Consider the following 21,795-nt stretch of genomic DNA (forward strand, 5'->3'; position numbering starts at 1 on the left):
TACCGAGTTAAGTGAAGCAATGATTTATGGCTCATTGATTCGTCTGATGGTCAAGCGAATGGCATCTTAAGCTTTTGTTTACGAATCAGCTCTTAAAACGAGGATTAAGACATCAAGATATAAAACTTCTGGCATTAGAGATTTTTGTAGTTCTTACAAAATTTTATCAAAGTCCGTCATTGACATAACGGCTTACAATTACAACCAATTGCCTATAAGAACATAAGGTGCCCAAAAATATGGACGATTTTCTTTAGCTAAAATCGCAAGTTGGGCGCGTTGCAGAGCTTGTGCTTTAGTTACTCCAGCATCCAATTGTCGGTATAATTCACCCATAAATTCGCTAGTAGATTCATCATCTACTGTCCACAAAGTTGCTAGGGTACTGCGTGCGCCCGCCCGTACTGCAACTCCAGCTAATCCCAAAGCAGCTCGTTTATCGCCTGTGGCAGTTCTACAGGCACTAAGGACGAGTAATTCAATTGTTTCTCGTCGGCTTTCGCCCCTAGCTCGAAGTAAATTATCTAAGTCTCTAACTCTCAATAGGCTATCCCAGGTAAGAATATAGGTCTGTTCAATGTCTGAACTAAATTGCCCATGAGTAGCTAGATGCACTACTGAAAAGGAAGTAGATTGAATTTGCTTTTGCAGATTAGCTTTAGTGAACTGTTGATTTAAGAGTTCTTTAGTTGATTTCACTTCAGATTGGACTAGTTTTAATTCCTGTGTGACATTTGAGAGTTCGGGAAAAGATTTACCTTCAATCAAGCGTTCTTGCTCAACCCCAGCAATTAAAGCGTTTAGCCGCACGTTTTGTAAAGGCTTAGGCTCGAGGAGTTGCAGTCCAGGCATTAAAGAAACAGCATACTTTTCTATCAGATATTTCTGCTGTTTTTTATCATAAAGAATCGCCATTGGAATATTTCGCAAAGAACCATCCAGCACAAACACTAGGGATGTGATACCTGTATTTGCTAAATCTGATTCTATAGGTTTAATTAACCAGTCATATAATTGTTGCGAATGCTGCTTAACATCAGGCTCCCGGCTAGCAATGGGTAAATCTATCTGTAGTTGTTCTACAACGTTTTCTAATACATCTTTAGGGACTTTAGTTGTTTTACGATAGATTGCATCTTGCCCTGGCAACCTAGTAATAATTTCCAGTCGATTATCTAAAATAATTGGATAGATAACAACCGTAGATTTTTGGTTTTCAACTAATTTATCAAGGTCAACTCTTGGTAACAAACAGGGCGAACGAAAGAAGTTATCTAGTTCTGCTAACTGGAGAGATTCAATTACCTGACGAGCTTGAACGAGATTATCTGGCTTTTGAAGAGTATTTTCCGGAAGTTGCAGCAGTAAATCAACGTACTGTCGATATACGGGTTCTACGCTTTCGCGGAAAGAAAATTGTACGTCAGGATTAATCGCAACTAAATCATTACGAAGGGATTTGAGGGCATTATAAGCTCGATTATAAGCAGCTGTTGCTGCTGGGATATTGGATTGCTTTTGTAGTATCCGTCCTATCTGCCAATGCCATTGATAGGCAATGTCTTGAGCATCAATAGATTCGGCTTTCACCAAGGCTTGTTGTGTAAGGCTTTTAGCATCGGCTAGCTGTCCGCTTTGTTCATACAAACCACCAAGAGTACCAAGGGCATAAGACTCAGTTCGTTCATCTTTTAAGCTCTTAGCTACTTGGACGGCTTGCGCTAACATCTTAGCAACATCTTTTGGCCCAACTGAGTTTTGTGTCATTTTGCTCAGACTTTGGGCAAAGTTAATTCGGTAATTAACAGCCGTCCGACTTGGAGGCAAACTGTCTATCTGAGACTGAATTTGAGATAATAATGCCTTTGCTGTGCTAAATTCCTTTTGCTCTACCAGTAGTCTTAATAAATTTAGTTGAGCCAAAAGACGTACAGTAGGTTTTGCAGATGCAATCTGCGCTGCCTGTTGATAGTATTGAATTGCTGTTTGCGTGTAATCTTTGGCGCTGCTTGAGTTACCCAAACTAAGTTGAGCGTAGATTTGAGCGCGGGCTGTATTACCTAAACTAAGTAAAGCATTACTTTGAGCGATCGCATCTTCTACTCGTATAGCCACAGAATAACTTTCTTTGAGAATTTTGTGCGAATCGTCTAAATAACCCAAACTTCGCCGGACATTCCCTAAGTTATACAACCCTGTTGCTTTTATAGGAGAGTCTGGTTGTTTTTGGAGAATTTCTCGGACTGAGGTTAAGGTTTTATCTGCTTGGAGATAATTTCCCAAAGCTTGCATTGCTTGGGCTTGATTAATGCGATCGCTAATCAGTGCAGATGTATCATCTAAGCGTTGATAAATTTTAGCTGCTGATTGCCAAGTATTCAGGGCTGCTTCAGTTTGTCCCTGTGCTAATTCCAGTCCACCTCGAACATCTAAAGCTTGGGCTAAGATTTGTGAAGAATTTACATCTTTGAGAGTTTGTAATAGTTTAATACTTTGTGTAATAGCTTCAGTTGCCTCTTGCCATTGTCCTAATTGCTGATAGGCTAAAGAAAGATTGCTTAAAGCTATAGCTTCATCCAATACATCATTAGTAGCTTTGAATTCAGCTACTGCTTTTTTGAGAAGTTGTACCCCTTCTACAAACTGTCCCGCTTCATAAAATGCTTGACTTTGCTCTACTAGGCTAGAAGTCTGGGTTGGGTTGACAGCAGGCGTGGTTGCTAAAACAGAATCAAATCCAACTTTAGATTTTGCAAATGCTGCTGTTAAATAATTAAATGAATCAAAAAAATATGGTAAAAATGCACAGAGTAATACAGTCAATAATGCTAGAAAAAAATGCTGAAAAAATTTCATATAATTTTTAAACTTACTTTCTTAAATAGTATAGCCGTAGTCACATAGTTTAAGACAATTTGAAAGCGTGAAAACTAGGAATAGTAATAGTTTTACCTCCTACCTTGTCTACGACACGCTGCGCGATCAGCTCCTGCCTCCTGCTATATTTAATCCTTCTAATTAGTGAGAATACAAACCAGATATAACTCTCTGTTGCTCTGCAATTTTGTGTAAAATTAAAACGGATTATATTGTACAAAAAAAATATAAACCCTTTTCTTGCCATGTATTGCTTTGAGTTTGAGTATCAACAGAAACTAAAGGGATACCCCACTCAACACCAGCAGTAAAGTTATTACCCTGTAACCAACGTAAACCCAAACCAACAGAAACTAGAGTGTTAGTATTATTTTCATCTCTACTGGAAGAATTATTCCAAGCTGTGCCAACATCACCAAAGGTCGTAACTTGCAGAACTCCATTCCATTGTGGTACACGGGCAATTGGTAGCCGGAACTCAACAGAAGCAAGAGCGCCATTATCTGTCAACAGTAAATCTTGACGATATCCTCGTACACTATTTATACCACCCAAACCAAATTGTTCTGAAGCTAAAAGCTCTGTAGAAGCTAATTGCACATTACCACGGATTAATAGTAGAGTATCGGGAGCTAAGAGGCGTACCCATTGCGCTTGTCCTCGCCAAGCGAAAAAGCGGCTGTCAGGTTCAGTATCATTAATTGTGGCATTGAATGCACCAATTCCCAGACTAAATTCAGAGCGAGCGGCAATGACTTCTTGGCTATTGCGACTCGTCCATTCCTGAAAAAAACGCAACGCAGATACTCTGGTGCGTCCTTCTTTATCAGCCCCTGGTGAAAGTTCAGAAAGAGGAACCTCATTCTCTTCTAGTAAAGAGGAGGAAATATCACTCTCTCTGCGAAAAGCGGTTATCCCAAGAGCGAATTCTTGGTTAGGAGTTTGCACTAAAGGCTGGCGGAATGTGAGTTCGTAATATTGGGAAGCTGATTCAATATTTAATCTATTGAAGGGACGTTCAATGACATCGGCTGATGTAGTACCATAACTGAAAGTAAGACTACCATTGCGGGGATTGAGAGGTAAGCTGTAGCTGGTATCTATAGTGTTACTGCCGTCGGTATTGCTATATGTTAACGATATACTATCTCCGAATCCAAGTAAGTTAGCTTCGTTTGCTTGCAGTTGGCGTCGGAAACTACCAATACTAGGTGAACGACCATTATCCAGGACTGCTTGTATATTGGATGAATCAGCCTCTGTTATTTTAATAGCCAGTAAATTAGCACCAGTACGTGAGCCAGCAGACAATTCAGCAGAGAGGTTTTCAATTAAAGGATTGAGTTGCAATAATTGTAGTGACTCTAATAGGCGTTTTTGATTCAAAGGAGTGGATGCGCCCAAAGCTATACGGCTGCGGATATAATTTGGGTTGAGTCGCTTAGTCCCAGTTATTTGGATATCTTCTAATTTTCCTTCTATTACCTGGATTTGGACAACACCGTTGTTAGCAAAAGTTTGTTCAGGAATATAAGCCCCAGACGTAACGTATCCCTCTTGAATATAAAGTTCGGTAATTTTGGAACGAGCTTCTAACAATTGTGCAAATGTTATCGGCTTGTTTGTAAAGGGAGCAAGTACTTCAGTCAACTTTTTTCGACTGAATACTGTACTGCCAATGACTTCAAATTGTTTAACAGTGAAGATTTGCGATCTCTCCAGGAGTGGTTCATCTGGTAATGGTTGTGGTTGTTCGGGTTGAAGTAATTCAGATGGAGGTGGAAGTTGCGGTAGTGTTGGTGGTGTTGGTGTTTTGGGTGAGGGTGGTTGGACATCCTGCGGTGGCGGAAGTTGGGGAAGCGAGGGAGAATTATTTTGGGGTAGTTGTATGCGATTGACTGTCTGCGCCCTGCTGGGTGTAGTTGTTAGGCTGTTGAACAACATAAATAAGCAGGACGCTGCAAAAGTATGAATAACTTTAGCGATCATGACATTGAATAGGGTTCTGTGTGAAAGTGTGAGGAGTAGCGTTAGATGAACTAGCACTCAGAACTATTTGTCCTTTGGCGTTTAGCGTCGCACCTGTGGCTTCAACAATGCGTTTGGGAGTGGAGGTAGTTGGTTTACTAGTAACAGGTGGTATGGAACGATTGTTGTTAGTGGGTTTAACAGACACCCAATCGATTTGAGGCGCATCAGGAGTGAGAATGTCTTTGGGATTGGGTGGTAAACCGCCGCGTCCGGCAATCACAAATCGGTTTTGAGCATAATCTGGACTGTAGCAACCTTGAGCCACCTGAGTGTCAACTGGTATTGTTGGCAATTGCACTAAACCACTGTTGGGGTCAACATCTGGGGTGTTGAGTTCTACAGTGCCTTGTGTACCAAAATCTGAACTAGCAGTGATGTCACTCAACACAGTTGGACTTTCACGGAACTCGATACCATAAATGCCAGTGGCTTGAATATCCACTCTGCCACCACTGCCTGTATAAGCATTGGCAGTGATGTCACTATCTTCGCTAGGCACAGCAAGGATGAAGCCATTAGGGGCAGTGATTTTGATATTGCCACCATTACCCCCAGCTTGTGCTGTGCCTGCGGTAGCAGTTATGCTGCTGTTGTTGCGAAGCAGTAGAATGTCTTTGACATTTAGGGTAATATCCCCACCATCACCCAATGTGGTTTCAGTTGTTATGGTTCCCTGGTTATCAAGACGGAGGTTGCGAGCAGTTACTTCTATGTTGCCTGCATTAGCTGCTTTGTCTCCTTGAACACGAGCAAATAAACCACTGTTAGGACCATCGTTATCAATAATAATAGGCTTGAATATACTACTGCCTGGGAAAATCTCATAGGTTCGGGTAGATCGTTCAGCGTATGTTGGATCGCTGCCAGAGATGACTACATCGCCAGTGGCGTTTATAGTAATATTACCTGCTTGTCCAGTGCTATTGGCAGTGCTAAGGAATTGTCCACCATTATTAATCTCAAGGTTAGTAGTGTTAATAACGATGTTTCCACCATTATTATCACTCGTAGTTTTTGTACTTATAACTGCTCCGTCTAACACACGTAGCGTACCAGCATTAATTCTGATATCACCCCCCTTACCACTTGATCCATCAAACGTTGACACTCCCTCTGTAGTAGTAAATAATCCGCTACTATTTCCAAACGAGTTAACTCCAGAAATGGTAACAGAATCTGCATTGATTATGATATTACCAGCAGGTGCGTTACCGGAAGTACCAGCATTCAATTGTGTTCCGTTAGTCAACAAAAGAGAGCCAGCCTTGATATTGATATTACCTCCTCTCCCTTTGTCTACAGCAAATGTATTGAATCGGCTGTTAGAAATGATGACAGAATCAGAGGCATTAATATTGATATTTCCTGAAATTCCGTAGGTTCCAAAAGCATTGATTTGAGAGAGACCAATGATAGAAATCGACTTGCCCTTCAAATTAATTTCACCTGCCATCTGACCATATCCAATGTTACTAAGGACAGAGCTGTTTGTAAGAGAAAGTGACTCATCAGCTTGTAAAGATATAGTTCCTGCATTCCCTCCAAAATCGACGGTAGACAACACAGAATAATCAGTCAAAATTGACTTACCTTTAATTTTTATGACACCACGAGTTCCATCAGCTTGAAAAATGGCATACCTTTCTGCTGTACCAGTTACAGAGATTGTCCCAGTACTGTTAAGCACGATTTCTCCTGCCTGTGCTGATCTATTACCAGTAGATGAAGTAACCAAATAACTTTGTTCCAAAACATCTATATTTCTAGCATTGATGACAATACTTCCTGCGGGAATTACAGGAACAGATATAAAATGGTCACTATAAAGAATGAATTGATTAAGTGAATTAGCATTAATGCCAGCATTTGTAAGAAACACATCTGCTCGTTCTACCTCATTAGGGAAATTTAAACGCAGATCGTTACCATTAACACTTAAATCTACCCTTCCCGAACTTGTCACACCTCCAAGCTCGACTCGACCACCTTTAGCAGTCAGTCCCCCACCATCCAAACTCACATTGCCCCCTATTAGTGCTAAGGTTTTACCTGGCTTTACCTGTAAACCAAAGTACCCATTAGTTCTATCGTAGACCCTGGATTGATTGAGGATGCTTGACGGATTCTTCCCATATTGCAAGCCAATAGGAACACTTACAGTTAGTAGTGGTGTTGTTTTTGGAGAAGTGGTACTAAATTCAAAACTATCAGCAAATTTCAGGCTACTCGCTGTACTTGCTAAAAATGAACCACCAATATCTAATCGTGCATTCGCTCCAAAGATAATGCCATTGGGATTGAGCAAAAATAGGTTAGCTGTGCCGTTAGCTCGGATTAAGCCATCAATATTAGAGAATGAGCCACCTGTGACTCTAGTAATGATATTTTGAATGTCTACAACATTATTAAAAGAAGCAGTGCTACCATTCGCAACGGAAAACTCAGAGAAACTGTGAAACAAATTACTTCCTGCTTGGGTTCCTCCAGTGATATTAAACGTGTTTCCATCCCTGGCAACGCTGGAGTTCTTAGGTAAGGTGTTATCTGAAGTAATTTGAGCAGAGACCTGATCTTGCAAACAATAAATTAACACGCTTCCCATCATCAAACTACTACACCAACACCGCCAATCTTGAGTTATCCCTGACATAGCACCCCCATTAAACAATTCGCAATTACGTAAATCAGTACTGCATCATGTGACTAGTCTTATTTTTCCAAGTTATAATCCTGTACAATTGGCTCTTTAGCAATATCTTGCAAGCCAACTGCATTTAATAAGTCCACCCAATCTTGATTAAGAGTTGCATTCTGCGGATTGGTGCGACGTTGTTGACCTAAATTAGTTAGGGCATCGTACCAAATATTATTAGCACTATAGACAATGTACTCTTTTGGTTTTGCTGACTTCAACTGACTATCAAGAGCCTCTGTCATAACTTGCCTTTGCACAAACCCATCTACATAAAAATTGTCAGATGTTTTTTCTACATCACCGCAATAAATATGAAAGTACCAATGATATTTTTTATCTACTTTTAAAAAATATTGCGGTTGTGCTGGCAAAGTAATGCTAACGATCCCCGGTTTTCCAGATAGAGTCAGAGGTGTTCGATAGACATTCTGTACATCTTTTCCATCTAGCACTTGTAACACAAATTCTCCAGAACGTGTGGTTTGTGGTAGTTGGGGAACATAAAACCAAAAAGTTGGATTTTCTGCAACTGTTGATGCCAAGACTGATTCCCCTCCATCACCAGGTACTAAAGCAGTAAGACGTGTGAGATTGCTAGGACAATCAGTACGCCCAGCCCCTGCTCTGCGCCGACCTGTGGGTGCGCCATTTTTAGGCAATTTCGGTTGCTGAGAGGATTGGGAGGGCGAATTTTTAACAGTGTTTGGAATCGAATTTGTCTGTTGTGCCTGCACTGATTGCGAGTAACTCATCAAACCAATAAATACCAAATAAATTACGCAAGCGCGTTGAATTGGTTGGTCAAGTAATTTTTTTTTAATCACGATCGCAATTTAATTATTTTTTCTTATGAAGATGCAAATGTCTAAACCATGAGATTACCATTACTTGAGTAGCTAGCAACGCTAATACTGAGGGAATAAATGGCACCCATCCAGCTAGTGCAAAAATACCAAAACATAACCCAAATACTGTTAAAAGTGTGACTATCACCGCTAGTCCCAGGTGCAGCGGTTTTGAATAATACCATGCTGTAATACCTCCTAATAATGACCATCCCCATATCCAAAGTGCCTCTACCCATCCAGACCACCACCACAATAAAGGTCTGCTATCTAAAACTGCGCTGAGAATTTGACTTAGCATTTGCGCCTGTACAAATACCCCTGGTGTTTGCTTTTGCTTCGGTTTTGCATTAGTACTGAAAGGTGTTTTCCAATAATCATTTGTATTAGTGGGGGCAGAAAGACCAATCATCACAATGCGGTCTTTGAGTAATTGAACTGATTCTAATGGGATTTTTTCATCTAATATATCTCTCAAACTAACTTGCTCGGCAATTTTTTCCACAGAGTCAAGAGAACGATAATTCAACAATATTTGATAACCAGATGCATCTACTTTTTGATAACCGCTAGTGTGTTCATTTAATTGCTCAAACACAATATCACCAATTTGTAAATAACCTGATTTTGTAATACTTGAAGTTTTACCTGCTTTATCTAAATAATGAAGTGCTAGTTGGAGATTAAAAGCATATTCTGTAGTACATAGAGATGTTGGGGGAGGAGTCAACTGTAAAAGCTGGCGACGAGTAATATCTTCATCATCTGCAACAAAATCACTAAAACTTAAGCGTTCCTTTGAAACTATTAAAGGTGGCGGAATACCATCACTATCACCATCATCATCAGTAGTAGCAACTTTGCACACAAAAAATAGACGACTATCCTTTTGAAAACGAGTAGCTAACTTTGAATATTTGGCATCTACAATTCCATCACGATAAATATCTAAACCGATAGTTCGTGGTTGATATTTATTTAATTTTTCTAATAGTTCAGCAAGGGCTTGATCGGATAATGACCATCGCATTTGCATTCCTTTATTGAGTTGGTACTGAATATCTGCTTCATCGATTGTGATAATTAAAATCCGCTCGTCAGGTTTTTCGGTGACAAGATGCGATCGCAACTGCATAAAATGGTCAAAAGCCTTTAGTTCCGATGTTTGCAGATAACCCCCATACCGCACTCCCATGATTAAACTTGTTATCAACAAACTTGCCAGCAATATTACTAAAACACTCTTAGTCGCGATCATCTTTCGCTGCACCTGCCAAATCATTGGCGCTGACAAGGGATTTTGGCAAATTACAGGCAACCAAGTTGCACAAGGATATTTATCTTCTATTCCTTCCAGCCTTTTTCGCGCCTCACGCAGTGCAGAGTATAGTGATTGTCCGCTAGAAAATTCTGTTAAAAAATGTTTTAAAAATTCTTGTGCTACCAAGTCCGGGACTGGTTCGCGCATGACAATCACTTGGGGAATGTGTAAATCCTCTAACGCTTCTGCTAAACCTAAGCCATCGCAAGAATTGAAAATTGCCAAGTGCAATCCGTTCTCAATTGCTTTTTTGAGTCCATATTTTAATTTATCTAGAGTAATTGTTGTAGTTTGATTAATTTGTAGAACTCCTTTTTCTTGACTAGAACTATGTCCAGCAAAAAATAGAATATTCCAACCTTTGCCCCAAAGTTCGTTAATTAACTCTTTTCGTTGTGGCTCAATTAAGAAATTTATTTGAGCTTGGTTTGCTAAACTCTCTAACAAATACTTATCTTGACTAATATCAATTCCTTGATGATTGCCAAAAATCGCTAAAATTTTGACTTTTTTTTCCTGAGTATATATTTTATTTGGTCTTCGTGATTCTAAGAGACTAAGTGCAACTTCAGCATTTGGATAATCTTCAAAAAAGCTCCACAAATGCCAAGGAAGTCTTCGTAATAAGTTATCAGAAGTTGCAATTGTAAAGCAAATTTCTTCATTTGGATTTAATTGCGTGCGTAATTTTTGGTCGATTTTGCGAAACTGCTCACAATTGAGCCAAATATTGATTCTAGATGATAATTGCTGACATAAATCGTTAAATTCTAATTCCGAAAAATTTGTTATGTCAGTATCTTCGATTTCGAGACGTACAGACCAACCATAGTAACGGTAGAGAGCTGAGTATAGTATTTGCCAATTTCGATAAAGTTGAAAAATTTCTGGTGCTGCTGGTAAACTCCCGCGAAATTCCATAGCACGTGGGTCATTTGTCAACCCAAGTTGAACCGTGACATCAGGAAAACCTTTATGGAGGTCGCCCTTACCTAAATTTAAGACAACTAACTTACTCATTACACTCATACAAAAAAGTGTCAGATGACAAAAGTTTCCTTGATTGTGAAATTACCATGAGACACTTGGATATGAAAGCTTTCTCCAAAATCCCCTCGAAACCGTTTTAATTGAATAAAGTTATCATTACTTCGTGATACAACTTCTTGAATAATTTTTCCTGTGTCTGAGAATAAATTAATTCTCAGGTTATATGGCAAATAGAGTTTTTCAGATAAAGGATGTATTTGTACTAGTATTTCTACTTTCTGTTGAGAGAATAGTGCGAGCGCTACAAGCAGCACTAGTGATTGATTTCCCAGTTGTAGTCCTAAATCTATGATTTTTGCTCTCGCTACGCTATCTTTACCTAACGATGAAACATTTCTGAGAGCAAATTTTTTCTCATTTATATTGCCAAAAATTTCTTCTAAACTCATCCAACTGTTTTCAAATAGGTTCTCGAACCATTGACTTAAGTTCACCTGTGTCTGGCTTGCTCTAAGTGCAGGGTGAGCGACAGTATTAGGAATACAGTCAAAAAGTAAATTAAGGGGTTTAAGGCTTGCTAGTGATATTTGCTCTGAAATAGTAGTTGTTCTCACAAATCCCAACAACTGCACTTCATTTAGGCGTTCGCTAAATTGGACAGCCACATAACCAATCCTATTTTTCATTACTTCGGGGGGTAAGTAAATTGCTGATTCTCCAGGTTTAACTGGACGACACTCTAACTTACCAATGTTAGGAATAACTAAATCAGCAACATCAAATAAAGCTCGTTTTAGAGGATGCCAACTATCACCTTTGTCTAAAGCTGTATCAATGTGTAACCATTTTAAGTAACTGTAAACAGCATAAACTGCTAGTGTATTCAAATAGATTTGTTTACCTTTTTGAGGTGTAGTTTGTTCAAGAGCAAACTTGCGGGCGATGGCATGGGCTTGTTGTCCAAGTGGAATTTTTAAACAAAGCGTTTCTGTGCTACTCATGATTGTTAATTAGATTGATATCCAAGTTTAATTGCAACATCTTGTAGGAGCGGTATTGCTTTTAATTTCCAATGAGATACCAGAGTCTGGTAATTGATTTGGCTCTCGCGAGCAATATCAGCAAGTGTATCTGGTGGGTTTTTAAAGATGAACAGCAACCTTTGGCTTAGTACTTGACAGTTGCATTCGGGATGTTTACGAGGATAACAATTTCGTAGTTGCTGGTCTGGATCTTGCTCAATGTAAAGTGCCAAGTTGCCTACTAGAAGTTGTTGTGACTGCTGCTGTAAATTTTCAAGATAAATTTCTAGTCCGCTCAAAATATATGGATTAGATGGTGTTCCTGATACTTGTCCTTGTTCTGACACTCGTTCCAACCAAGTTGTTATTTCTCCATCCGGATCTAAAATGCTTTCATCTAAGGACAAATGAGATTTTTTTCTCGAAGGGGGAGATGGTGAACTTAAATCTTTGATGCGCCAATAAAGGTAGCTTTTGATCCATCTTATTAAATCATCTCCAACTGAGGATGTACGTGGTCGAAAGTTTCTAACATTTTGGCTGAACCACTCCAAAGTTTGGTTCAGGGCATCTAAAAAATAATCAGGACAGTCCAAGCTTGAGTATTTTCTAAATTCTGGTAGTCCCTGAATAAAAATCAGAAGCCGACTCATAGCTTTTCGCCATTCTCGGCTGCCATCTGGGTTTTGGCACACTGTTGCAATCAATTGGCGCAGGCGTTCATCCCGATCGTCCATAAAAGCTTTGACCAAAAAAAGTACAGTAGACACGAGACAGCAGCACAGTTATCAGTATCGCTTTATTTACCCTTACTTATATATCAGTCAGTCATCAAAAAATTATGAAAACTTTGAAATAGTAAGTGCAGATATATGAGTAATGCAGAAATTATGACAACGGTAATAACTCATATTTTCCAACTTGCTGCATGACGAGTACGGTAACAAGCCGGAAGACTACGGTACAGACGTTTATACTGGCTTTGCCATTGATTTCATCCAACGTTCTGCCAAAGACGGCAAACCGTTTTTCGTTTATCTGGCTCCCTTCAAGATTCACGCGCCATATACGTCAGCACCACGCCATAAGAACCTCTTCCCAGATGCTCAAGCGCCCCGCGTACCCAATTTTAACGAAGCTAATGTCAGGACTAAGCCTCAATTCATTCAAGATTTGCCTCGACTCAATCAAACACAAATTGACGTAATTGATAAAAACTATAAAAAGCGCTTGCGATCGCTACATGGATAAATTTGAGGCACAATTCTTTTTCTTTTGCTAGAGAAATGAAAGAGCGTAAATCAGGAATTTACACCAACATGGTCAAAGAACGCCCATATCTATTTAGAAAGTAATTGTGCGTTTAATGCTTTAGTGATGCGATCGCCAGAAGCTTCTAAGTGAGCTAAGGTGTAAATATCAAGACTTTCGCCAAGTTGTTTGAGTTTGACATTAATGGCTTTTTGGAGTTGGCGCAATTCATACCAAGCCAATGTCCGACCATCTTCAGGTGTACTAGTAGTACCCAACATCATCTGTAACAAAATATTCAGATGTTCCCGTTGCAATGAACGGCGGATGCTAGAAATTGGCTTTGGTTCTCCTGGGGCGAAAACTTCTGTCCAGATGCCTGTTTGCAGTGTGTCGAACAGTTCTGGCATGGAAAGCGCTTCTCCAGGCAGAGTTTTTAATTCTATATCTTGTAAGCGATTCAGGCGATCGCTGGCTAATAGCGATCGCAATATCGCACTTTGAAAACTCGAAATGCGATCGTGAATTGGATAATCAAGGCGGTTATTAGGCGCAGAATTGCCCCAGTGTTCCCAACGCGATGGTGCCAGTTGATTGAGCAACTGTGGTGAAAAGCTGAAAGCATCATCTGCAAACACATATTCTTGTAACTTTGTCAATGCTTGGCGTTGTTTTAAAAGTGAAACTGGTACAAATGCCCAAGCAGTATTATTACTGGCATGGAGACGCCGAAACGATTGTCCACCAATGTATTTAGAAAGCAAAGTAGCGTTCCGAAAATAATATTTAAGTACTTTATTAAACTTAAGGCGCAGGTTACTATAGCTTTCTCCTTTCGATAGATAGCCCTTATCAAGACGCTGCCACATAAAACGAGCATTATCCATTTGCCACTGCGAATAAAGTAGCACATCACTACTCATATCCCAGACATTTGCTAAAGGATTGATGTCCCAGATATCTTCATCGCTTGCGTAAGATAATTCTGGTTGAGGCGACTCTAGGGCAATCTGGTCTAAAAAACTTTTTTCTGATTCTGGAATAGTTACCTCAAGCGTTGTTGATGGGCATTTTTTATAACCATACTCAATTGCCCATTCGTCATAAGGCCCAATAACTCCTGGAAAATAGTCACCTTGCTGTACTCCCTGTGGTGCTATGTTCACAGGTACATAGTCCATCACCGAACCCACTAAACCTTTGGTGTGAGTGATTTCAGTATTATTTAATTCTTGAGGCGCTAACATGGTGCTGCCATGAAAATTATGGCGCAAACCCAGAGTGTGCCCGACTTCGTGAGCGATGAGAGAACGCAAATATTGATGCACATACTCCTTAATCGTTTCACTACTAGGTGTAGTGTCTGGCAACATTGACAACGCCAGCGCCCCCATAGCTGCTTGATTTGAAGATTCCATACCATAGCAGGACTCTGAGGAGAAAAAGCGAGCAGAGGAAGAGGACGCAAATTTATCCAGGAATTTCCCTGCGTCTTCATGTCCTTTTGTATTTTCTTGACATGAATTTGTGTTCAGTGATGAATTTGCCTCCATCAGTGCGTGATATTCTTGCTGAACTAAACGCACCATATTGGCATCCACAATGATATCTGCATCCAATATTTCCCCGGTGAATGGGTTGACGCGCATCGGTCCTTTGGCAAAACCTGCATCTAAAGAATTGAACCAGCGAATAGTGTTGTAATGTACATCTGCTGGTTTCCAATTAGCATCATCTGGCATTTGCTGCACTTCAATGGCATTTTGAAATCCGGCTTTTTCAAATGCCTTATTCCACATCAAAACGCCTTCATGAATCGCATCGCGGTATTCTAGTGGTACAGCATTTTCAATCCAATACACAATTGGTTTTTTGGGTGGAGATAAGGGAGCGTTAGGATCGGATGGTTCTAGATGCCAGCGATTAATGTAACGTACATAAGATTCGTGAGCATTATTGTTAGATAAATCTTGGAAGGTAGTAGTAAAATATCCAACTCTATCATCGGCAAGTCTGGGAATATAACCATTGTTTTCTCTCAGTTGAGAAAAACTGTAGTGTACCTTCAGAGTGAGTGCCCTACTATCGGGTACAGCGATTAAATCTGAGCCTTCTAGTGATGAAAAACCGTAAATAGAATCAATCTCTACATTTTCTGGGAAGCTGTTAACATCACCAAAATATGACTTGCGTGCATCTAAGCGGTAATCAGCCTGTAAAGAGTATTTTAATAAAGGAGTTAATCCAGGAAAATCCTGCATTAGTAGTCCATTTAGGTCGATAAGAATATTTTTATTCTTTGGTTCGATAGTGGCTATTTCGAGTGAATAAAGAACTGAATCGCTAAATGAACGAGCAAGCGATCGCTGTTCTGGTATACTATTTGTACGGAATTTTACATTCCGCACAACAAAATGCAATCTATTATTTACTCGTCGAAAATAAAAAATAAAATCAGAGAGAGGTAATCCACTATAAATCCCACTTTCTCCAACGCCTGATTCCAATGTCACTATGGCTAGATAGTCTTTATTTAGCTGCTTTGGCTTAAGTTCTAAAAAAACTTTTCCAGAATCCTCGCTGCAATAAAGTGTGAAGAGTCCTTCTAGTTTATCTACCCGATTAACAATCCCATTAAATCGGCAAAAATCTTCTTTTTTAATCTCAGCAAAATTATTGTCAGCACTTGCTACGTTTTCAACTACTGGCAGTGTATTTAATTGCTGTACATCAATATTAGAATTATTTGAAAGTTGGGTTGCTTCTGCATAATCATTTGATAGAAACAAGCTATACAGTACTACTATACAGATTACTAATTTCGTTATCCAGTATTTCATCCTTTGGCTTTCCACCTGAAGCAGTTTTCGTGTTGAGGAAAAATGTCGAGTAGTTTTTCGTCTGTAAACCCTTCAAATATCTAGGGATTACGATATAAATCTACTCAGTCAGATAAACAATGCCTCTATTACAGCGCAGCAAAAATCCAGCTACCATCTCAATTAATTAGACAAATTGTTCAAGCAACTTGCTAAAGGTAGGCAAACTTCCGCCACAGTGTACTAGCCTAAAAGTCATGTGACTGTTGATTGTTATTAGTAACTATTTAGGAATTATCCATTAAGCATCTATCTTTTAAAGTTGATAATTTCTACAACCAAAGATATATGTTTTTTTTACTTCTATCTGTATTAAAAGCCAAATGTAGCATTAAAAATGTATTTAGTGCTACATTTGGCAGCCGAAGGAATCTCAAGCATGATTTATAAATAAAGAGTAAGACTTATAAGAAAGGTGTTATTAGGCATTTAAATGCTTTTTTAGGATGAATTTTGGAAATTTATGCTAATCTCGACCGTTTTTTTACATCTTCAATTGTTCTCAATGGTCTTCAAAGTGTTATTCCCACACAAAATCAGCTTTTTTGCCTAATTATCGACCTTTTGTTCTAGCCAACCACAAACCAATTTTGAGTGCTTTGCTCTTATTTTGTGTAGAAATAAAAGCGAGTACACCAATTTATACCGCTTAGGTGATGTCAAAATCAAGCAATATATGAAAAAAATCGTAGTTTACTAAATATTGCAGTTAATACATATCTGGTGAAATTAAATATGTATTATCCAGAACCCTTGTAGAGACGTAGCATTGCTACATCTTTACATTATTTTTAACTTCTATAAATGGTTTGATTTAGTTGATTTGCTTGCGGATGATTGGTATAGTCTCATCCCAAATTTTTCATAACTGAGATATGCCTTTTGTTAGAAGGATAATTATTTTTTTATAGTTAATCTTTATTTGTACTCCAAAAAACAAGCTAATTGACATGATAAATTTGATTTCTAGGACGATTAGTCAGATCAGTTCCTTGCTTAAAGGACTTCAAATAAAAGGTTTTTTGGCTGTTGTCATAGTAGGTTTTCTAGTGCTGACGACGAATGTTAGTGATGGGCAAAATGACAAAGGCTTAAAAGAGAGAGTTCGTGAACAGGTAGAGCAGAATGATGCTCAAAGACCGAAAACAGTAGGGCAGTGGTTTAAAGATGCTCGTGAAACGGAAGGTTCTCCTGGCGAACGACTTCAAAAGATTGGACAACAGTCAGGAGAAGCCTTTAAAGAATTTGGCTCTGGGTATGTAGAAGGTGCTCAAAAAACTGCTGGTGATGTAGGGGATAGTGCAGCACGTACTGGCGAAAAGATCCTTAACTAGTTCGATGCTAATGCGTTACAATCTTTACCTAGCAGTAAGTACTAATAACTTTTCGCCAATAAATGAGTAATATTAGGAAAGCTGGTGTCTAACCAACGAACTCTTCTAATATTTGGGTAACACCCTCATCCTTGCTGATAATAGATTGTAGCGTTTTGTCAATCGCATTAAATATAGGTTTTTAGTAGGGGTGGTGCAGCTAGCTGTACTGCCCCTACTGCGTGCTATAATTTTGTATTCGTTTGATCGCTATTAAACTCGAAAAAGCCTAAAGACCAAACTTTGGTAAGAAATTAAGTGAAGCCAGTGCGGTATTTTCCCTACAGCCCTACGGGCATCCTACGACAGGCGCCAGCATCACAGCTCTTCGTGTAGATTACTTACTCCTTGTTGGATGGGTCTGCACTGCAAAATTCATATTAATACCAGATAAAAAATATTTTTCAGTAATACTAAGTAAATTGGTAAAAATAAAGTCAACTATTAAAGCTTGTCATTTATTATTTACAAGTAGTCAAAGATACTTGATGCAGAAGCATCAGCGTCTTTCTGGAGGGGAGAAAAAATGACAATCAATATAGTTATGTTTGTTTATACCCATTTATCTAACTATCCTAAATAAAAGATGTATATTTTTTTACAAGTTTTATAGTATTTTGAGAACAGGTGAGTAACTGTTGAATAACTGTTTTAAAACGTGAAACAATGAGGAAATAGCTAAGACAGTAAATAAAGAAAGCAGATTGATAATTAGTGATATGAAGCAATCTAAGAGCACGCGAAGGCGGGGACTTGTTCTAACGATCGCTGGGCTGAAGCGTTTACAAGGGGCGATTCTGGCTATAGAAAAGGTAGAAAACAATGGACATCGCTTCACTTTAGAAGATTTAGGCGATCGCATGAAGGTATCTACCAAAACTCTGAACCGATTATGGTCGTTGAATACAGGCGTGGATCAAAAAACTTTGAAATTGTGCTTTAGCGCCTTTAACCTAGAATTGTGCAGGGAAGACTATGGAATCCTGAGTGAGCCGGCTCATACTGAAGTTTCTCAAACTCTCTCCATGAGTTTAGACACAGGAGAAAGAAAATTATTTCCGTCTTTATCCTTAGATTATCTTGCGACTCAACACCATGACCAACTCGAAAATCTTTGGTCATACCCAGATGGTCCCGTACCTGTAGATTCCCCCTTCTATGTCGATCGTCCCCCAATCGAGGAACTAGTTTATCGAGAAGTAATTCAACCAGGCTGTGTGATTCGGATTCGAGCACCAAGAGAAATGGGAAAAAGTTCTCTTGTGCTGCGGCTGTTAGCCTTTGCTAAAATGCAAAGTTATCACTCGGTGAAGGTGAATTGCAACCAAATCGATTCAAGCTGTCTGACAAACTTAAATAAACTGTTGCGTTCTCTTTGTTGGCAAATTGCAACAGAATTAGATATTGACCCCAAGCTAGATGACAACTGGGATGAGGAAATAGGTTGTAAGTTGAGTTGCAGTTTATATTTACAATCTTATTTGCTCAAGCAGTGCAAAAATCCAGTAGTTTTAGTGTTAAATGAGGTTGACCGCTTTTTTGAATATCCAGAAATTGCTCCAGAGTTCTTTGGTTTGTTGCGCTCTTGGTATGAAGAAGCACGACAAGATAAAAACTTGCAGAAACTAAGGTTAGTGGTAGTTTACTCCACAGAAGTATATGTATCACTGGATATCAACCGTTCTCCATTTAATATTGGACTACCGATCCGTCTGCCAGAATTTACTGACCAACAAGTAAAATACTTAGCCCAACGACATGGTTTAGATTGGACTTCTAATAACGAAGTCGATCAACTGATGTCTCTCGTGGGGGGACATCCAGCACTGATTCGGATTGCTCTATATTATCTATGCTGTCAAGGAATGACCTTAGAAGAACTGATACAAGATGCGATCGCTAACGGCGGCATCTATCGCTATCATCTATGGCGACACTGGGCAATCTTACAAGAAAATCCTAGTTTAGTAAAGGCGTATGTTGACGTTGTAGCGGCAAAGCAAAGTATTTCTCTCAATCCCATTGACGCTCATAAGCTCGAAAGCTTGGGTTTGATCGCTTATGAAAGCGATCGCATCCTACCGCGTTGTGAACTCTACCGTGCTTACTTTAAAAAACAACTAGGTGTTGCTGAATTTGAATATAAATCATTGCAAAAACGTGCTTGAGAAAAAACTATCATCAAGTATCACAGACTCTTTTTCTGACGCTCAACGTAACGGCTCCCTTTAATCCCCTATTTGGCGATCCTCTAAGGATTAGAAACAAGGTTTCCAACGAAAAATAATTAATTGTTTGACCAATAAAGCTGATAATCCTCGATATAAAATTTTCCATTATTGGAAGACATTTTGAAAAAGAAGTAATAATCTTCTGGCTCCCAAATACCAAATTCTTGCTCTTGTTCTTGAAAACTAGCTGTCGAACCACTATTAGGGATAGTCATGCCAGCAGTTAGTGTTCCATTTTGTGTTCTCCTTAGAAAAATTTCTAGCAGACAGAAACCCTGTAGTTCAGCAGAATAACGAATTTTAAAACGGATTCTTCCACCATTGCGTAAGGTCTTTTTAATATAAAAATTTTCGGTTTGAATGGGATTACCAGACAGATAAATACCTTGACCTTGTGTTAATATATCAATTTGCCTTTGGTTAAATGAATTCATGATTTTTTCTCCTCCAAAAGAATAGAATTGATTGATATAATTGCATTATGAGCAAATAAATATTTTTATAGGTGGGTTCTTTCCTGTGCTTCTGAATGTCACGTTTGTATTTTCTCGCTATCTTCAAAAAAATGCAATGACAGTTAAGACAGTTAAGACAGTTAAGAAGATAATTAAAAACTGAATTCTGAAGAGCGATCGCAATCTGCAAAAATAGAGATTAACGATTCGTCACTCGATTTTAGATTTTGGATTTACGATAGCATAGCGTTAGCGACGTAGGAGCATCTTTTGGATTAACCCATGCATGAATGCAGGGGCTTGAATAATGAAATTGTTTGATTCTCACTCGCGTCTGTTCGCGCAGCGTCTCGTAGAGAAGTCGGGGGCTTGAAACTTTTTTTAGATTCACGATGTTTGATTTTAATCCAAAATCTAAAATTGTCTCGGTCATTTGTAATTACTAATAATTTTCGCAAACTCGCTGTCACTGCATTCGCGCAACGCAGTGCAAAGAAGACAGTAAACCTCTTGCATAAATCAAAAAAAGAACCCCACCCCGCCTTTGACTTACGTCAAATTCTCCCCTCCCCGCAGGCGGGGAGAGGCTGGGGGTGGGGTATTAGAGACTTTTGCAAGAGGTCTAGTGTATACACAAGTCGAAAAAAGCTTGATTTCCCATTGTTCTCTTGTTTATCTCGTTCTCATGCAGAACATGGAAATAGCTTATTAGATGCTGCGGCCTCCTGGTTGGACTGGAGGCAGTAAAGTAACCCATCCAACAAGAGAATTACAATGCAGAGCAGAGCCTTCTAACAAAATTTAACCAATATTTGGTTGCTTCTGTCAATACGTAATTTCTAAATTTAGCCCTTTCAAAGATTAACAAGTAGCGCTTTTTTATTCACTATTACAATCAAGGTAACATCTATCCAGGGAAATACCTTTTAACAATCATTCAATTTGGCAACAGACTTCTAATTGCTAACTCTTTCATTTGGCACTTGTCAGGCATTATTTTGGCTTGGAACGATCTTCTTTATGATTTTAAGACATCTGTCTTCAGTAGGGTAAAATTCCAAATGTACATTTGATAACATTAGTTAAGAATAAATAATTGCAATCGGACTTAATCATGACATACACACAAACTAACGATCCAACTATTCGCGAACACGTTCAAGCTTGGCAAAATTTAAATGTAGATCAACAACTTGCTTTGTTTTGGTTTATCTATAAAGAAATGGGGGGTTCAATTACTCCAGCCGCTCCTGGAGCTAGTACTGTTTCTCCAGAAATAGCTGAAGGTTTATTTAATCAAGTTAAGGAATTATCTCACGAACAACAATTACAAGTTCAGCGTGACTTGATTAATAAAGCGGATACCCAAATTTCTCGTGAGTATGGCTCTTTGGGTGATACGACAAAACTCCTGTTTTGGTATAGATTATCTCAAGGCATGGAAGATGGCACTATCATTCCTGTACCTGATGATTATCAACTTCCTTCCGAAGCTAAAACTTTGTTTGGCAAAATTCAAGGATTAGAGTTTGAGCAGCAGATGACTCTTTTCCGTGATTATGTTTCGCCAATGGGTGCTGAAGCAAAATCAGGTGCCGAAATTTAGCACTTTGGAATTTTTTAGGATGCTTGAGGGTATCTATTAAGTTATTTATACCCTTCTTTCAAAGCTTGCTAGATTCGCCAGTTGCTTAATACCAAATTTTGATGACTGGCGTATTTAGAAACTTTTATTTCATTACTTTGAGATGTTTATGACTTCTATAAACATCAAGTTTTTAGAACTCAGTATCTGCAAATTTGGATATAAAATCTCGCTTGATAG

The 21,795-nt window shown here is 38.9% G+C and carries 13 protein-coding genes; 4 read left to right on the forward strand and 9 right to left on the reverse strand.

Annotation, left to right across the window (positions count from 1 at the left end; genetic code table 11):
* Positions 1-198: 198 nt before the first annotated feature.
* The 7 genes from V7K44_RS05280 to V7K44_RS05310 form a co-directional block, all read right to left on the reverse strand.
* Entirely contained in the window at positions 199-2,856 is a 2,658-nt protein-coding gene (locus tag V7K44_RS05280) for a CHAT domain-containing protein (RefSeq protein WP_334929329.1), read from the reverse strand.
* A 228-nt stretch (positions 2,857-3,084) separates the two neighbouring features.
* Positions 3,085-4,821 (reverse strand): ShlB/FhaC/HecB family hemolysin secretion/activation protein, encoded by a 1,737-nt coding sequence (locus V7K44_RS05285; protein ID WP_334929331.1) that lies wholly within the window; start codon positions 4,819-4,821, stop codon positions 3,085-3,087.
* A gap of 34 nt (positions 4,822-4,855) precedes the next feature.
* Positions 4,856-7,558: a two-partner secretion domain-containing protein gene (locus V7K44_RS05290; protein WP_334929333.1), complete on the reverse strand. Its 2,703-nt coding sequence runs from the start codon at positions 7,556-7,558 to the stop codon at positions 4,856-4,858.
* A 59-nt stretch (positions 7,559-7,617) separates the two neighbouring features.
* Positions 7,618-8,427 carry a DUF928 domain-containing protein gene (locus tag V7K44_RS05295; RefSeq protein ID WP_334929335.1) on the reverse strand — a complete coding sequence of 270 codons (810 nt, stop codon included), beginning with the start codon at positions 8,425-8,427 and terminating at the stop codon, positions 7,618-7,620.
* 13 nt (positions 8,428-8,440) lie between these two features.
* Positions 8,441-10,789: a CHASE2 domain-containing protein gene (locus tag V7K44_RS05300; RefSeq protein WP_334929337.1), complete on the reverse strand. Its 2,349-nt coding sequence runs from the start codon at positions 10,787-10,789 to the stop codon at positions 8,441-8,443.
* 20 nt (positions 10,790-10,809) lie between these two features.
* Positions 10,810-11,760, reverse strand: coding sequence for a DUF1822 family protein (locus V7K44_RS05305; protein ID WP_334929339.1), 951 nt, complete (start codon positions 11,758-11,760; stop codon positions 10,810-10,812).
* A gap of 5 nt (positions 11,761-11,765) precedes the next feature.
* Entirely contained in the window at positions 11,766-12,551 is a 786-nt protein-coding gene (locus tag V7K44_RS05310) for a hypothetical protein (protein WP_334929341.1), read from the reverse strand.
* 151 nt (positions 12,552-12,702) lie between these two features.
* Between V7K44_RS05310 and V7K44_RS05315 the strand changes: the two genes are divergently transcribed.
* Positions 12,703-13,032: a hypothetical protein gene (locus tag V7K44_RS05315; protein WP_334929344.1), complete on the forward strand. Its 330-nt coding sequence runs from the start codon at positions 12,703-12,705 to the stop codon at positions 13,030-13,032.
* Between the two features lie 89 nt (positions 13,033-13,121).
* On the opposite strand, the gene V7K44_RS05320 is transcribed toward V7K44_RS05315, so the two are convergent.
* Entirely contained in the window at positions 13,122-15,872 is a 2,751-nt protein-coding gene (locus tag V7K44_RS05320) for a zinc-dependent metalloprotease (protein WP_334929346.1), read from the reverse strand.
* A 989-nt stretch (positions 15,873-16,861) separates the two neighbouring features.
* Here V7K44_RS05320 and V7K44_RS05325 point away from each other — a divergent pair.
* Together V7K44_RS05325 and V7K44_RS05330 are read left to right on the forward strand one after the other, a co-directional pair.
* Positions 16,862-17,245, forward strand: coding sequence for a hypothetical protein (locus V7K44_RS05325; RefSeq protein ID WP_334929348.1), 384 nt, complete (start codon positions 16,862-16,864; stop codon positions 17,243-17,245).
* Positions 17,246-18,003: 758 nt separating this feature from the next.
* Positions 18,004-19,452 (forward strand): AAA-like domain-containing protein, encoded by a 1,449-nt coding sequence (locus V7K44_RS05330; RefSeq protein WP_334929350.1) that lies wholly within the window; start codon positions 18,004-18,006, stop codon positions 19,450-19,452.
* Positions 19,453-19,571: 119 nt separating this feature from the next.
* Here V7K44_RS05330 and V7K44_RS05335 read toward each other — a convergent pair whose 3' ends face one another.
* Complete coding sequence (locus V7K44_RS05335; RefSeq protein WP_334929352.1) at positions 19,572-19,949, reverse strand: hypothetical protein; 378 nt, start codon at positions 19,947-19,949, stop codon at positions 19,572-19,574.
* A gap of 1,135 nt (positions 19,950-21,084) precedes the next feature.
* Between V7K44_RS05335 and V7K44_RS05340 the strand changes: the two genes are divergently transcribed.
* Positions 21,085-21,576 (forward strand): orange carotenoid protein N-terminal domain-containing protein, encoded by a 492-nt coding sequence (locus V7K44_RS05340; RefSeq protein WP_334929354.1) that lies wholly within the window; start codon positions 21,085-21,087, stop codon positions 21,574-21,576.
* The last annotated feature ends 219 nt before the right edge of the window (positions 21,577-21,795 follow it).

It is taken from the genome of Nostoc sp., from assembly GCF_036917235.1.
Classification (GTDB): domain Bacteria; phylum Cyanobacteriota; class Cyanobacteriia; order Cyanobacteriales; family Nostocaceae; genus Nostoc.

Excerpts from the sequence above, each read along its gene's own strand:
- V7K44_RS05300 (WP_334929337.1), bottom strand. The coding sequence starts at position 10,789 with ATGAGTAAGTTAGTTGTCTTAAATTTAGGTAAGGGCGACCTCCATAAA.
- V7K44_RS05340 (WP_334929354.1), top strand. The coding sequence starts at position 21,085 with ATGACATACACACAAACTAACGATCCAACTATTCGCGAACACGTTCAA.
- V7K44_RS05325 (WP_334929348.1), top strand. The coding sequence starts at position 16,862 with ATGATAAATTTGATTTCTAGGACGATTAGTCAGATCAGTTCCTTGCTT.
- V7K44_RS05285 (WP_334929331.1), bottom strand. The coding sequence starts at position 4,821 with ATGTTGTTCAACAGCCTAACAACTACACCCAGCAGGGCGCAGACAGTC.
- V7K44_RS05280 (WP_334929329.1), bottom strand. The coding sequence starts at position 2,856 with ATGAAATTTTTTCAGCATTTTTTTCTAGCATTATTGACTGTATTACTC.
- V7K44_RS05290 (WP_334929333.1), bottom strand. The coding sequence starts at position 7,558 with ATGTCAGGGATAACTCAAGATTGGCGGTGTTGGTGTAGTAGTTTGATG.
- V7K44_RS05335 (WP_334929352.1), bottom strand. The coding sequence starts at position 19,949 with ATGAATTCATTTAACCAAAGGCAAATTGATATATTAACACAAGGTCAA.
- V7K44_RS05330 (WP_334929350.1), top strand. The coding sequence starts at position 18,004 with ATGAAGCAATCTAAGAGCACGCGAAGGCGGGGACTTGTTCTAACGATC.
- V7K44_RS05320 (WP_334929346.1), bottom strand. The coding sequence starts at position 15,872 with ATGAAATACTGGATAACGAAATTAGTAATCTGTATAGTAGTACTGTAT.
- V7K44_RS05305 (WP_334929339.1), bottom strand. The coding sequence starts at position 11,760 with ATGAGTAGCACAGAAACGCTTTGTTTAAAAATTCCACTTGGACAACAA.